This window comes from Serratia surfactantfaciens (assembly GCF_001642805.2).
In the GTDB taxonomy this organism is placed as follows: Bacteria; Pseudomonadota; Gammaproteobacteria; order Enterobacterales; family Enterobacteriaceae; genus Serratia; species Serratia surfactantfaciens.
Window position 1 is genome coordinate 521,596 of the sequence record NZ_CP016948.1, and the last position, 14,036, is coordinate 535,631.

The 14,036-nt window shown below is 59.9% G+C and carries 13 protein-coding genes; 5 read left to right on the plus strand and 8 right to left on the minus strand.

Annotation, left to right across the window (positions count from 1 at the left end; translation table 11 throughout):
* Positions 1 to 56 precede the first annotated feature (56 nt).
* Positions 57 to 1,589, plus strand: a complete 1,533-nt coding sequence (locus ATE40_RS02420) for a glycosyltransferase family 39 protein (protein ID WP_063918877.1) — start codon at positions 57 to 59, stop codon at positions 1,587 to 1,589.
* A 180-nt stretch (positions 1,590 to 1,769) separates the two neighbouring features.
* Here ATE40_RS02420 and ATE40_RS02425 read toward each other — a convergent pair whose 3' ends face one another.
* Entirely contained in the window at positions 1,770 to 2,834 is a 1,065-nt protein-coding gene (locus tag ATE40_RS02425) for an aldo/keto reductase (RefSeq protein ID WP_019454107.1), read from the minus strand.
* A 97-nt stretch (positions 2,835 to 2,931) separates the two neighbouring features.
* Between ATE40_RS02425 and ATE40_RS02430 the strand changes: the two genes are divergently transcribed.
* The 3 genes from ATE40_RS02430 to ATE40_RS02445 all read left to right on the plus strand — a co-directional run bounded on the left by ATE40_RS02430 (position 2,932) and on the right by ATE40_RS02445 (position 6,590).
* Positions 2,932 to 3,837: a LysR family transcriptional regulator gene (locus ATE40_RS02430; protein WP_063918878.1), complete on the plus strand. Its 906-nt coding sequence runs from the start codon at positions 2,932 to 2,934 to the stop codon at positions 3,835 to 3,837.
* 118 nt (positions 3,838 to 3,955) lie between these two features.
* Positions 3,956 to 4,507 carry a flavodoxin family protein gene (locus tag ATE40_RS02435; RefSeq protein WP_019454105.1) on the plus strand — a complete coding sequence of 184 codons (552 nt, stop codon included), beginning with the start codon at positions 3,956 to 3,958 and terminating at the stop codon, positions 4,505 to 4,507.
* 634 nt (positions 4,508 to 5,141) lie between these two features.
* Positions 5,142 to 6,590 carry a GGDEF domain-containing protein gene (locus tag ATE40_RS02445; RefSeq protein ID WP_063918880.1) on the plus strand — a complete coding sequence of 483 codons (1,449 nt, stop codon included), beginning with the start codon at positions 5,142 to 5,144 and terminating at the stop codon, positions 6,588 to 6,590.
* Between the two features lie 23 nt (positions 6,591 to 6,613).
* Here ATE40_RS02445 and ATE40_RS02450 read toward each other — a convergent pair whose 3' ends face one another.
* A complete protein-coding gene (locus ATE40_RS02450; RefSeq protein WP_019454102.1) occupies positions 6,614 to 7,093 on the minus strand; it encodes a cold-shock protein in 480 nt (159 codons plus the stop codon).
* A 165-nt stretch (positions 7,094 to 7,258) separates the two neighbouring features.
* On the opposite strand from ATE40_RS02450, the gene ATE40_RS02455 reads away from it, so the two are divergent.
* Positions 7,259 to 7,768: a VOC family protein gene (locus tag ATE40_RS02455; RefSeq protein ID WP_063918881.1), complete on the plus strand. Its 510-nt coding sequence runs from the start codon at positions 7,259 to 7,261 to the stop codon at positions 7,766 to 7,768.
* Between the two features lie 33 nt (positions 7,769 to 7,801).
* Here ATE40_RS02455 and ATE40_RS02460 read toward each other — a convergent pair whose 3' ends face one another.
* The 6 genes from ATE40_RS02460 to ATE40_RS02485 form a co-directional block, all read right to left on the minus strand.
* On the minus strand, positions 7,802 to 8,629 hold the full coding sequence (locus ATE40_RS02460; protein ID WP_019454100.1) for an amino acid ABC transporter ATP-binding protein: 828 nt from the start codon (positions 8,627 to 8,629) through the stop codon (positions 7,802 to 7,804).
* A 9-nt stretch (positions 8,630 to 8,638) separates the two neighbouring features.
* Positions 8,639 to 9,526, minus strand: a complete 888-nt coding sequence (locus ATE40_RS02465; protein WP_019454099.1) for an amino acid ABC transporter permease — start codon at positions 9,524 to 9,526, stop codon at positions 8,639 to 8,641.
* Between the two features lie 30 nt (positions 9,527 to 9,556).
* Complete coding sequence (locus ATE40_RS02470) at positions 9,557 to 10,084, minus strand: GNAT family N-acetyltransferase (RefSeq protein ID WP_063918882.1); 528 nt, start codon at positions 10,082 to 10,084, stop codon at positions 9,557 to 9,559.
* A gap of 9 nt (positions 10,085 to 10,093) precedes the next feature.
* Positions 10,094 to 11,014, minus strand: a complete 921-nt coding sequence (locus ATE40_RS02475) for an ABC transporter substrate-binding protein (protein ID WP_047728556.1) — start codon at positions 11,012 to 11,014, stop codon at positions 10,094 to 10,096.
* A gap of 26 nt (positions 11,015 to 11,040) precedes the next feature.
* On the minus strand, positions 11,041 to 12,366 hold the full coding sequence (locus ATE40_RS02480) for an LLM class flavin-dependent oxidoreductase (RefSeq protein WP_063918883.1): 1,326 nt from the start codon (positions 12,364 to 12,366) through the stop codon (positions 11,041 to 11,043).
* 189 nt (positions 12,367 to 12,555) lie between these two features.
* On the minus strand, positions 12,556 to 13,719 hold the full coding sequence (locus ATE40_RS02485) for a M20 peptidase aminoacylase family protein (protein ID WP_063918884.1): 1,164 nt from the start codon (positions 13,717 to 13,719) through the stop codon (positions 12,556 to 12,558).
* Between the last annotated feature and the right edge of the window lie 317 nt (positions 13,720 to 14,036).

Consider the following 14,036-nt stretch of genomic DNA (forward strand, 5'->3'; position numbering starts at 1 on the left):
GGCAATGATGACGCAGCGTCTCCACATTGTGTGGTTCTCTTGGGCGGAATGCGGTTATGTCACTGCAACAGGTTTCGAATGTCTCGTTGAGCAACAACGGCTTAAAGGGCATCGGCTATAAACATTACGCGTTGGCGATCGTGGCGTTTGCGGCGGTCGTGCGGTTTATTTCCTTAACGGACAGGTATTTTTGGTGCGATGAGGCCTCCAGCGTGCTGACCAGCCGCTATGACGTGGGCGCTTTGCTGTACCACGCTTCCTTCGATGTTCACCCGCCGCTGTATTACCTGTTGCTGCATGGCTGGATGGTGCTGTTTGGCGACAGCATCATGGCGGCCCGTTCGCTGAGCCTGGTGCTCGGCGTGGCGACAGTGGCGCTGGCGATGCGCTTTACGCGTTGGCTGGCCAACGAGCGGGCGGCGCTGATAGCGGGCTGGCTGATGGCGATCATGCCGATGGCGGTGCGTTACAGCCAGGAGGCGCGCATGTATGCGCTGATGGGGCTGCTGGCGATCGCCGCCGCTATGGCGTTGGCGAAGTGGCTGAAAACGCCGGATAACCGCCGCTATCTGGCGCTGTATGCGCTGTTGATGACGCTGAGCTTTTATACCCATTACTTCACGATTTTTACCCTGATCGCGCATTGGCTGGTGGTATTGGCGCTGTCGTGCCGCCGCGAAGGCGAGTGTTATATCAAGCAACCGGCGTGGTGGCTGGCCAATGCGGCGATCGGGGTGGCCTACATTCCCTGGCTGCTGGTGTTGTTCAATCTGCTGGCGCATATCGCCGAGCTGCGGGTCGGCGGCGACGTCGGTTGGATCCCTCAGGTTTCCTGGAGCGATCTGCCGGCGATGTTCTGGCGTTTTCTCACGGGCCATGATGGCAGCAACTATCCCACGATCATTCTCTGGCTGTTGCCGGCGATGTTTGTTGCTTTATGTTCACTGTTGCTGTGGCGGCGCCAGATGCCGAGAAAATACGCTCTGCTGCTGCTCGGCGGCATGCTGATTCCGGTAATGTTGGTATTCGCCATTTCCTGGCGCTCGCCGCTGTTTGTCGATCGCTATCTCTATTCCGCCGCGCTCGGCATTCCGCTGGTGTTGGGTGTGCTGATCGCCGGAACGAAAAACCGGGTGCGCGGGATCTCTTTGCTGCTGTTCTTCAGCCTGCTGTTCGGCTGCGGCGTGCGCAATGATTACCCGGTCGAGAAAGATGAGTTCAAGGTGATGGTGCACTATATCAACAGCCACTATCAGCCTAACGATGCGGTGGTGGTCAGCAACATGTTCAACTACCTGAGCTATGTGTATTACAACAAACAGGGCTATCGCGCCTTGCTGTATACCCCCGCCAGGCCCAACGGCATTTCGGGCAAGCCCAACGCCTATGGCTTCGGCACCTTTTTCCACGATCGGGCGGCGCAGACCTACGTCGATAAGCTCAGCGTTTTATCGAAAACCCACCGCCGAGTCTGGCTGGTCAGCGGCGGGGATTTCAATCAGGACTTCGGCCGTTCGCCGCCGGGGTGGGTCAATACCGGCACCTTCAAGAGCGGCGGTTTCGAATCGCGCCTGTTCGTGGTGCATTGAGCGAAATGTCATATTTCCCATTCGGCGTTACATCTGGCCGAGCAAACTTACGCGGGGATGACAGTTCTATACATTGGGATTGGTACTGTAGCTCTACCCGATGATGTTGTGTGTTATCCATTCCCTGTAGTGTATTACCCCATCCCTGTTAAGTTTATCCCGCCTTGCGCGGGATTTTTTTTACCTGCGCCGGGCGAGATGCAGGCCGCCGCTCATGATGCTGCGGGTGGTCGGCAGGGCGAGAAAATCGTGCGGGAATCCGAGCTCGATGGCGCTGAGATCGTCCAACCGCCGCCAATGTTCTTGCGCCAATGTCACGTTCAATGCACCGAGGTTATCTTCCAGTTGCGCCAGAGTGCGGGCGCCGACGATCGGCGCGGTGACCGTCGGGTGGCGCAGCGTCCAGGCCAGCGCGATTTGCGCTGGGGTATATCCCGTTCCTTGAGCTATCTGGTTGACGGCGTCGGCGATATCGAGATTGCGCGTGTTCAGCATCCCCTTGGCGCGCACGGTTTCACGCCGAGTGCCCGCTTCATCGGGCGACGGCTGCAGATCCTGCCGCCGATATTTGCCGCTGAGTACGCCGCCGGCCAGCGGCGACCATGGGATCACGCCCAGCCCCAATTCTTGCGCCATCGGCATCAGTTCGCGCTCGACGGTGCGTTCCAGCAGGCTGTATTCGATTTGCAGCGCGATCAGCGGCGACCAGCCGCGCAATTCCGCCAGCATTTGCATTCTCGACGCCTGCCAGGCGGGGAGGTCCGATACCGCCACATACAGCACTTTCCCGGCGCGCACCAGGTCGTCCATGGCGCGCATGATCTCTTCCACCGGCGTGGTGAAATCCCAGGCGTGCAAATAGAGCAGGTCGATGTAATCGGTATTGAGCCGTTGCAGGCTGGCTTCAACCGATCGCAGCATGCTTTTGCGATGATTGCCGCCGGAATTGGGGTCGTCCGGCTGCATCGGCAGGGTGTACTTGGTGGCGATCACCAGCCGATCGCGGCGTCCGGCGGCGAATTCCCCGACGAAACGTTCGGCGCTGCCTTCGGTATAGCGGTTGGCGGTATCGATAAAATTGCCGCCGCGTTCGACGTAGACGTCGAACAGCCGGCGGGCTTCAGCCAGCTCGGCTCCCCAACCCCAGTCGGCGCCGAAGGTCATGGTGCCGAGCGCCAGCGGTGAAACGCGCAGGCCGGAACGGCCCAGCAGACGATAGTGATCCAGCGACAGTGATGTGTTCATAGGCATTCTCCCGTGTAGATGGCGTTTACGATAGCGCCCGCAGTCTGTTTAAAGAATGCACTATAATCTTCATGAATTATTAAGGAGGATGAGCATAATGAGAGGCAGTGATTTTGCCGAGTTGCGCGCCTTTGCCGCCATCGTCGAACACGGCGGTTTCGCGCGCGCCGCCGCGCATTTGGGCATGTCCGCTTCGGCGCTCAGCCAAACGCTGCGCAACCTGGAGACGCGGCTGGGCGTGCGTTTATTGAATCGCACGACGCGCAGCGTGGCGCCCACCGAAGCCGGCGCGCAGATGCTGGCGCGTTTGTTACCGGCCATGGGGGAGATCGACGCGGCGGTGGCGCAGGCGGTCGCACGGCGACAAAATCCGTCAGGTCGGTTGCGATTAAACGTTACGCGCGTGGCGGCGCTGCATTATTTGGCGCCATTGATCGCGCCGTTTCATCGGCAATATCCGGATATCGTTCTCGATCTCAGCATTGAAGAGAGGCTGGTGGATATTGTCGCCGGCGGCTTCGATGCCGGTGTGCGGCTGCATGAGAAGCTGGCGAAAGATATGGTGGCGGTCACGCTGGGCGGGGAGGTGCGGATGCGCGTGGTCGCCTCGCCGGCGTATTTGGCTCGCTACGGCCGACCGCTGACCCCGGACGATCTGCGGCAGCATCGCTGCTTGAACTACCGCTGGCCGACCAACGGCAATCTGTATCGCTGGGAGTTTGAATGTGACGGAGTGAAGCGGGACATCGCCGTGGAAGGGCCGGTGATCGTCGATGAACCGGAAGTGTTGGTGCGGGCGGCGTTGGATGGCGCCGGCATCGCCTATCTGTTCGAGCAGCAGATCGCCACCGGCTTGGCCGACGGCAGGCTATTGCCGTTGCTCGATGCCTGGACGCCGCCGTTTCCCGGTTTTTATCTGTACTATCCGGCGAACCGCCAAACGCCGCGCCCGCTGCGCGCTTTTATCGATTTTGCCCGCCAATGGGCGGAACAAGGCGCGTAGCGCGATTTTTTTGAATAACACCGTCAGTTTTATTCAGTATTCAGCCGTGGCGCGCTTGATTAGATTGAACGCGAGAGGGGCGCCGCCGGCGCCTCTGAGCAATGAGTGGAGAATTTCTATGGCGAAGACAGTAGTGGTGTTTCATTCCGGCTACGGCCATACCGAGCGTTTGGCGAAAGTGGTGGCGGAAGGGGCCGGGGCGGAACTGATCGCCATCGATCAGGAAGGCGATATCAGCGATGAGGCCTGGCAGGCGCTGGATGAGGCGGACGCCATCATCTTTGGTTCGCCGACCTATATGGGCGGCCCGTCCTGGCAGTTCAAAAAATTCGCCGACGCCAGCTCCAAGGCCTGGTTCGGCCGCAAGTGGCAGGACAAAGTGTTCGGTGGCTTTACCAACAGCGCCAGCCTGAACGGCGACAAGCAGGTGACGCTGATCGCGCTGCAGACGCTGGCTTCGCAACATGGTGGCCTGTGGGTCAGCCTGGGGCTGCTGCCGGCCAACACCAAATCGGCGCAGCGCACCGACGTCAACAATCTGGGCGGTTCGGTGGGGCTGCTGGTGCAAACGCCGGCGGATGCCAGCGTGGATGAGATGCTGTCGGGCGATCTGGCGACCGCCAAGCTCTACGGTCAGCGCGTGGCGGGTTTTGCCGCCAAACTGGCGTAAGGCCTGACCTCGTTCAGAAGGGATTGGGGCGAGGCGAAATCCGCGTCGCGTTCATTTTCTCTGCACAATTGGCGCGTAAGCTGCGAAATGTTATTAGCCTGCTTGGGCTAACACTGCATTTCGTACAAATATTCCCGGTTCCTAGGCCGGGTTTTTTGTTGCTAAGGTCGGCTTAAGCTTTCACCGCTATACTGCGCGACGGCACAGGCAGGCAATGCATGGCTGTGTCGTAACTGTCGATTTGCTGTTGTTCAAGCAAGCCCGCTTCACGCGGGCTTTTTTTGGCTTGTTATTGCACGGGCGGCTCAGTTGCAGGAAAATAACCGCGCAGTTATTCCAATATCATTCAACGACCAATAACCATAAACTTATTAATGTCATTAACGCCTTCACGGGTATATTGCGGTTTTGCGCTATGCTGACAGCTGGGATGGGTATAATTTCCCGGCGGTTTACCGTGGCTGTAACCGATGCCGCATTAGGTTAAGAAAAGTCTGTTAATTAAATGTTAATGTTTTTCATTGTTGATTTGTCTGGCTTTTTTGGTTGAAATCCGGGTTGACAATCCCTCACTGGCCGGGCGAGAGCGTATGCACATTATTATTCTGGTTATTAGCAATATACGGGCGAGGCGATGAACGCCAGAATAAACGCCAGGCATGGCCTGCCGCTTACGGTTCAGCTGATCAATCTTTTCATGCTGGCCTTTTTACTTTCCCTGGTGGGTATTCTTAGCCGGCCGATTGGCTCGCTTTCTTTATTTTGGCCGGTCAACGCGATTCTGCTCGGGCTGCTGCTGCGCAAACCCGTTTACGCTACGCCGCTCGGCTGGCTCACCACTTATCTGGGCATGGTCGCCGCCGATCTCAGTACCGGCGAGGGCTGGTCCCTGGCGCTGTGGCTGAACGCCTGCAACATGTCGCTGATCGCCGTCGGTTACGGCATCATGCTGATGCTGCCACAATCTCAACGGCGCATGGGCAAACCCCAGGCGATACTCTATATGTTCAGCGCCAGTCTGGCCGGATCGGCAGTGGCGTCGACGCTGTCGGTGCTGCGCAACGACAGCCTGTACAACAATACGGTGGTCGTCGCCTGGTTGGCCTGGTTCAGTGAGCAGTTCTCGACGACGTTGCTGCTGTTGCCGGTGCTGATGGCGGCACCGCGGTTGAAACAGCTGTTTCGCATGCAGGTGCGTTGGCGCCTGAAAGGCTGCCTGCCGCTATTGGCGCTGCTGCTGTCGCTGGCGTTTAGCGTCTATATCGGCGGGCCGGGCGCCATTGCTTTTCCGATCCCGGCGCTGCTGTGGTGCGCCGTGCGCTACCAGTTGTTCCCCGTGACGCTGCTGACGTTGTTGACCGGCATGACCGAGATCAGCAACATTTCAGCCAACCTGGTGCTGTATGAAACGCCGAACAATCACAATGCCTTCCTCGATACCCTGATGTCCGCCCGCTTGGGCATCGCCATGCTGGTGATGGGGCCGCTGATCCTCGCCAGCTCTATCGCCGCCAATCGCAAGCTGATGCGGCGTCTGGAGCACAGCGCCAACCACGATTTCCTGACCGGGGTGCTGGCGCGCAGCGCGATGACGCGCAAAGCGGGCGAGCTGCTGGAGCATAAGCACCGTTCAAAGGAGGCGGTGTCGTTATTGCTGATCGACATCGACCATTTCAAACAGATCAACGATACGCATGGCCACAGCGCCGGCGATCAGGTGTTGGCGTCGTTCGCGCACATCGTGCGGCGCGAGCTGCGGCACGATCAGCTGTTCGGCCGTTTGGGCGGGGAAGAGTTCGCCATCATGCTGCCGCGCGCGCTGGCGGCGCAGGGCGTGGCGTTGGGGGAACATCTTCGTCGGCTGGTGGAGCAGACGGAGCTGCAGGCAGATGGCAAGCAGGCCTTGAAAATCACCATTAGCGTCGGCGTCGCCAGCCTGGCGATGAACGAGGTGAAATCGCTGGAGCAGCTGATGAATATGGCGGATATCGCGCTGTATCGCGCCAAATCGCAGGGGCGGAATCGGGTGGAGTCGTTCAACGTGGTGAACGGCAACAGCGTCGAGCATATTCTGTTCCGTTAAGCTCGACGCTGGGTGAGCGGCGTTTACAGGCTTTTCAGCGCCTTGATGGTCTCATCCATATCGATCTCGTGCTCGGAGAAGGTATGGGTGGTGTTCTGGAAGGTGGTGATGGTCAACATGCGCAGCGTTTGCATGGCCTGCGCTTGATCTTCCGACTGCGGGCGAATGCGGTTCATCAACAAACCGACCGACAGCACGGTGTTCTCCTTATCCACGTCGGCTTTGACCGGTACGTCCTTGGTGAAGGTGTTGAAAGACTTGATGCTGGTGATCTTGATTCTTTCATTGGCGATGATGATGTATTTGCTGGGTGCCAACACTTTGACCGCATAAGCCGACGGACCTTTGGTGTTGTTGGTCGGCTCGAAGGTCACCGCCGCGTTTTTCTTAATCAGCTCCGGGTTTTGCACTTTAATCACGTGAAAATAACGATTTTCTCCGTTCTCGTCGGTAATAAAGCCGAAGCCTTTGTCTTCAAAAAAAGTCGTTATCTTGCCGTTCATCGCTATTCTCACAAAAGGGTTCTATACAGCGCTTATGATAGCGCGGAATGCCTGGCAGCGACAGATTGCGCGCGCGGCATTTAGTCATGCGATAACGGCATTTAGCGGCTTCCCGCCCACATGCTATGTTCATGCTGACTTCATTCACTGCGAAAAGGAATATCGATGGGCATCAAACGTCTCAATCACGCCGTGCTGTATGTGAGCGACGTGCGGCAGAGCGCCGAGTTTTATCATCAGGTGTTGGGCTTCAAGCTCAAGCCGTCCGACAGCCCCGATCGGGCGGTATTCACCCAGGCCGCCGACTCGGATAACGATCACGATTTGGCGCTGTTCAGCAAGAACCTGGGCCAGCAGCGCGCCGGGGTGTTTCGCGCCAACGGCGAGCCGCCGGCGGAGCATGAGCCAGCGGCCGGGCTGTACCATCTGGCCTGGGAAGTGGACAGCCTGGAAGAGCTGGAGCGCATTCGTCACCAGTTGGCCGAACGCGGTATTCTCGGGCTGGAAGAGGATCACGGCGTGCACAAAAGCATTTACGGCCACGATCCGGACGGGCTGCTGTTCGAGGTGACCTGGTTTATTCCCCCGGCGTTGCTGACCGAAGAGGACAAAAACCAGCAGAATATTCGTCCGCTGGATTTCGCCGCCGAGAAGCGACGTTTCGCCGGCCGGTAAGCGGCCATGCGGGGCGCTGCGGCGCCCCGACCATCACAATACCTTGTTGAGGAAATTGACGGTGCGCGGATGCTGCGGTTGGGCCAGCACCTGCCTGGCGTCGCCTTGCTCGACGATCTGGCCGTCGACCATAAACACCACCCGATCCGCCGCTTCGCGCGCAAAGCCGATTTCATGCGTCACCACCACCAGCGTCACCCCCAGATCGGCCAACCCCTTAATCACATCCAGCACTTCGCCGACCAATTCGGGATCGAGCGCGGAGGTCGGCTCATCGAACAGGATCACCTTCGGGTTCAGCGCCAGCGCGCGGGCGATGGCGATGCGCTGCTGTTGGCCGCCGGAGAGGTGGCGCGGGTAGGCGTCCGCCTTGTGACGCAGCCCGACGGTGTCCAAAAGCTCATAGGCCACCGCCTTCGCCCGCTCGCGGGAATGAATCTTGTGCACCACCGGCGCTTCGATGATGTTTTCCAGCACCGTCAGATGCGGGAACAGATTGAAGTTTTGGAACACATAGCCGACGTTGATGCGTTGCCGCAGAATGGCCTTTTCCTTCAGCTCATACAGCCGGTTGCCCTTGCGGCGATAGCCGACGTAGTCACCGTCGATGCGAATAAAGCCCTCATCGACGCGCTCCAGGTGGTTGATTGCCCGCAGCAGCGTCGATTTGCCGGAGCCGGAAGGGCCGAGGATCACGGTCACGGTGCCCGGTTGCAGCGTCAGGCTGACGTCGTCCAGCGCCTTATGCTTGCCGAAGAACTTGCTGACGTTGCTGATTTCGATCAGGCCGCGCGCCGGCACCGGGGTGAGGTTACGTGTCGGCTGCTCGGACAAGGCGTAATAATCAATGGCTTCAGACATGCGGGGCTCCTAACGTTTTAACCAGCCGGCCAGTTTCTGCCAGGGTGTCGGCGGCAGTTCGCGCACCGCGCCGCGGGCGAAATAGCGCTCGATGTAGTATTGGATCACCGACAGCGCGGTGGTGATGAACAGATACCAGACGGTGGCGACCATCAGCAGCGGTATCACCTGCTGGGTGCGGTTATAGATCACCTGAATGGTGTAAAACAGCTCCGGCAGCGCCAGCACATAAACGATAGAGGTACCTTTCGCCAGGCTGATGATCTCGTTGAAACCGGTCGGAATAATGGAGCGCAGCGCCTGCGGCAGAATGATGCGGAAGGTGCGGCGGTAGCCCGGCAGGCCCAGCGCCGCCGCCGCTTCGTGCTGGCCGTAATCCACGCCCAAAATGCCGCCGCGGATGATCTCGGCGGTGTAGGCGGACTGCACCAGCGTCAGGCCCAGCACCGCCACCGCGAACTGGCCGAGAATGTCGATGGTGGGGAAGCTGGCGAACACCACGGAGGTGAAGGGGATGCCCAGCGAGATGGCGTCGTACAGGTAGGAAAAGTTGTACAGGATGATCAGCACCAGGATCAGCGGCAGTGAGCGAAACAGCCAGATATAGCCCCAGGCCAGCGACGCCAGCAGGTAAGAGCGCGACAGCCGCGCCAGCGCCAGCAAGGTGCCGAACAGAATGCTGAACAGGGTACCGAGCAGCGTCAGCAGCAGAGTTTGCCCCAGCCCGGCCAGCACCGCCGGCGCGAAGAACCACTCGGCGAATACGCCCCATTCCCAGCGCGCGTTGCCTGCCACCGATTGCACGATGGCGGCCAGAATGAACAGCGAAAACAGCGCGCCGATCAGCCGCAGCGGATAGCGGGCGGGCACCACTTTCAAGACTTCTTGTTTGGACATGTCATGTCTCCTGCTACAGATAAAAAAGGGTTAGGCGATTTTCCTTTCCGACGCGCAACAACACGCGTCCTCTGCAATCAGGCTCTTGCGGAACGGCAGGCGGCCGTCGTAGGGCGGGCGGCTGTAAACCTCGCTGTCGACGGCCGGATCGAACTGCGGCTGATAGCCGTTGTTCAGATACAGGCCCACCGCTTCAGGCTGGCGAAAGCCGGTGGTCAGATAGAGCCGGCAATACCCCTGCGCCAGCGCCAGCGCTTCCAATTGCTGCAACACCCGCTGCGCCAGGCCTTGACGGCGCAGATCGCTCCGCGTCCAGATCCGTTTCAGTTCGGCGGTTTGCGCGTCGTAGCGCTTGAAGGCGCCCATGGCGATCGGTGCACCGGCGCGCAGCAGCACGATAAAGGCGCCCTGCGGCGGCGCGTACAGATCCAGCGGTTCCGGTTCCTGGTCACCAAAATAATCGCCGTAACGCTGGCGATATTCACCGAACAGCCCCTCGATCACCGGGGCGATCAGCGGGTCGGTCGGCAGCGTCTGAATGAAGGTGTCTGCTGTCATCGCACGCTCCTAGTCGCCCAGGCCGGGCGGGTTGATTTCCGACTGTGCAAGGCGTTCGACGCTCTCGCCCCAGCGGTTGAGCACCCGATCGTATTGCCCGCCGCGGATCGCGCCGTTCAGCGCTTCGTTCACCGCCTGCACCAGGCCGTTGCCTTTGCGGGTGGTGACGGCGATGTGCGCCGCCTTCGGCCAGCCGCCTTCCACCGTGCCCGCCAGCCGAGTACGGCCATTCAGCGCCGCTTTATAGGCGCCGAGCACGTTCGGCCCAAAGTAGGCGTCGGCCCGGCCGGACTGGATCGCCAGCGTGGCGGCCGCATCATCGGTCACGTAGATCGGTTGGAAGGGTTTGAGCCCCTGCTGCCGGTTCTGTTTATCCCACGCCAGCAGGATCGCTTCCTGATTGGTGCCGGAGCCGACGATGATCTTTAATCCGGCGATATCGGCGGGTTGTTTGATCGTCGCGATCTTGCCGCCGGTTTTGACGTAAAAGCCGAGCGAATCGATGCGGTAGGTGGCGAAATCGAAGCGGGTTTTGCGCTCTTTAGTGACGGTAACGTTGGTGATGGCCGCGTCATACTTGCCGGAGACCACCCCCAGCGGCCAGTCTTCCCACGAGGTTTGCACCACGTTAAGCGTTAGGCCCAGGCTGTCGGCCACCAGCTGCGCGATATCCACTTCGCTGCCGATAAGCCGCCGGTTGTCGGCGGCGAACAGCGCCAGCGGCGGCGTGTTGAGCGCGGCGATCGCGACGGTGAACTGGCCGGGCTTCACGAAGTGGAAATCGGCCGGCAGTTTGGCGATCGCCTGCGGGTTTTTCGGCGCGTGGATCGGGGTTTCATTGGCCTGCAAATCGATGCCGGTGCCCGCCTGCGCGGCGCCGGTCAGGCTCAACAAGGCCGCCACGAGGGCGGCGGTAACGGTTTTCTGCATAGCGGGTATCCCTGAAAGCGATCTTATTATTGGGTGAATCTGTTCAATGGGCGTTTCAGGCCCAGGTGTTCGCGCAGCGTGTCGCCGCGGTACGCTTGGCGGAACAGGCCGCGCCGCTGCAGGACGGGCACCACCCGCTCGACGAAGTGACCGAAAGCGTTGGGCGTACCGCCGCTGATGATGAAGCCATCGGCGGCTTCGCTGTCGAACCAGCTCTGCAGGCCGTCGGCCACCGCTTCCGGCGTGCCGCTGAACACCGGGCGCGGCGAGGCGGCTTCCAGCGCCACCTGGCGCAGCGTGAGGTTACGCTCACGGGCGTTGCGCTTGATGGCGTCGGTGGTGCTGCGGAAGCTGTTTTGCCCCAAATCGCCGATGTCCGGGAACGGGGCATCCAGCGGATGGCGAGCGAAGTCGTAATGTTCGAAGTAGCGGCCAAGATAGTTGAGGGCGTTTTCGATGCTTACCAGGCGAGCGGTCTCCTGATACTGGCGCTCGACGTCCGCGTCGTCGTCGCCGACGATCACGGTGACGCCCTGGAAGATACGCAGATCGTCCGGTTCGCGCCCTTGTTCCACCAGTTGCCGTTTCACGTCCTGATAGAAATCCTGCGCCTGTTCCAGCGTGTCGTGATGGGTGAAAATCGCATCGGCGTGCCTGGCCGCCAGGCGTTTGCCGTCTTCAGAAGCGCCGGCCTGGAACAGAATCGGGCGGCCCTGCGGCGTGCGGCCGATGTTCAGCGGCCCTTGTACCGAGAAGAACTCACCCTGGTGGTTGAGGGTGTGCAGTTTCCCGGCGCGAAAGAATTCGCCGCTGGCTTTGTTGCGCACGAAGGCGTCCTCTTCCCAGGAGTCCCACAGTCCTTTGGCGACGTCAAGAAACTCATCGGCGATGCGGTAACGCAGGCTGTGCTCCGGGTGTTCGGCGCGCGAGAAGTTTTTGGCTGAGCCTTCCAACGGCGAGGTCACCACGTTCCAGCCGGCGCGGCCGTTGCTCAGGTGATCGAGGCTGGCGAACTGACGGGCGACGGTGAACGGATCGCTGTAGGAGGTGGAGAGGGTGCCCACCAGGCCAATTTTGTCGGTGGCGGCGGACAGCGCGGCCAATAGGGTCAACGGTTCGAAGCGATTAAGAAAATGCGGAATGGATTTTTCGTTGATATATAAGCCATCGGCGACAAACACGAAATCGAATTTTCCCTGCTCGGCTTTTTTCGCCGTGGCGATATTAAATTCGAGGTTGATGCTGGCGTCGGCAGTAGCGTCCGGGTGGCGCCAGGCGGACATATTTCCCGACGCGCCATGCAGAATGGCGCCCAGCCGTAATTGACGTTGATTATTCGCGCTGTTGCTCATCGTGATTATCCCATCATGCGCCGCAGAGGCGCGCAGTGTCTGATGGAACCACTATTGATGAGCGGCGGCGGGATGTAAAACAACAAAACAGCATATTCAAATGTTGAAAACGGCAAATATCACGGTAGGCGAAAATAATAATCCCCGGCGCGGCATCAGCAGCGTCGGGGAAATAATATTTGTTGTTATTCAGGCGTTGCTGAGGGTTTTTTCCGGCGCGGTGGTTAATTGTTGCAGCGTGCGTTCCGCCAGCAGCGTGAAATATTGCGCCGCCGGGAACAGAGCGCGTTCATCGGGATTGAAACGCGGATGATGCAAGCCGAACTCGCTGGCGGATCCGATGCTGACAAACACGCCTGGAACATGGTGCAGATAAAGCGCGAAATCTTCGCCGCCCATCTGCAGTTCCGCCTCTTCAACCCGGTAACCGGCCTCGGCGGCGACGGTTTTGCTGAATGCCGCCCAATGTGCGTCGTTGATCACCGCCGGCGGCCCCGGCTGCCAGTGCAGTTCAGCCTGGGCACCCAGCGCGGCGGCGACGCCGTCGATCACCTGACGAATCTTGTCCGGCACCTGGCGGCGCACCGCGTCGCTGTGGGTGCGCACCGTGCCTTCCAGCTCCACGGTTTGCGGCAGTACGTTCCAGGTATTGCCGCCTTCGATGCGCGTCACGCTCACCACCAGCGATTCCAGCGAGCTGAAGCTGCGGCTGGGCAGCGTCTGCAGCGCGCCGACGATCTGGCTGGCGGTGACGATGGTGTCGACGCCCTGTTCCGGTTTGGCGGCGTGGGCGCCTTTGCCGGTGATCTGGATCTGGAAACGATCGACGTTGGCGTAAAACGGCCCGGCGCGGGTGGCGAAGGTGCCGGTGGGCAGTTCCGGCGCATTGTGCAGGCCAAACACCGCCGCGACGTTATCCAGCGCGCCGGCGTCGATCAGGTGCCGGGCGCCGTTGAAGGTCTCTTCCGCCGGCTGGAAGAAGATGCGCACCGTGCCGGGCAGCTCGGCCTCACGCGCCTTCAGCAGGTGTGCGGCGCCGAGCATCACCGAAGTGTGAAAGTCGTGGCCGCAGGCGTGCATCACGCCGCGGTTTTGCGAACTGAAGGGCACATCGGCGATCTCGTCGATCGGCAGCGCGTCAATGTCGCCGCGCAGCGCGATGATCGGCCCTTTGCCGCTGCCTATCTCCGCCACGACGCCGGTTTTCAGCGCCAACGGCAGCAGGCGAATACCCGCCTCTTGCAGCCAGCAAGTCAGCCGGGTGGTGGTGGCGAATTCGTGATTGGAAAGCTCGGGGTTTTGGTGCAGCTCACGCCGATAGGCGATAATTTTGTCTGCCAACTGGCTGGTCATAGGCTTGGCTCACAGTGGGAAATAAACCCTAACCCTAGTGCAGCGGGCGCCGAAGCAAAAAGACCATCTGGTTATATTTCATAGCGATTGCGTCTGCACGGGGGCGTCAACGATGGAGAAATGGGCAAGTTTGGGCGTTCGCTCGTTGTTTGCCGACGCCTGAAGAGGATTGACCTGAAACGGTAACTTATCGCAACCGGTGCAATCAATTTACACCGGGCAACACGGATTTTTTCACTCTTTATCGGATTTCTGTGATCGCGGTGGTGGACAAAATCCTGCCTGCTTGCTGTACTGTGATCGACACAGGTTTTGTG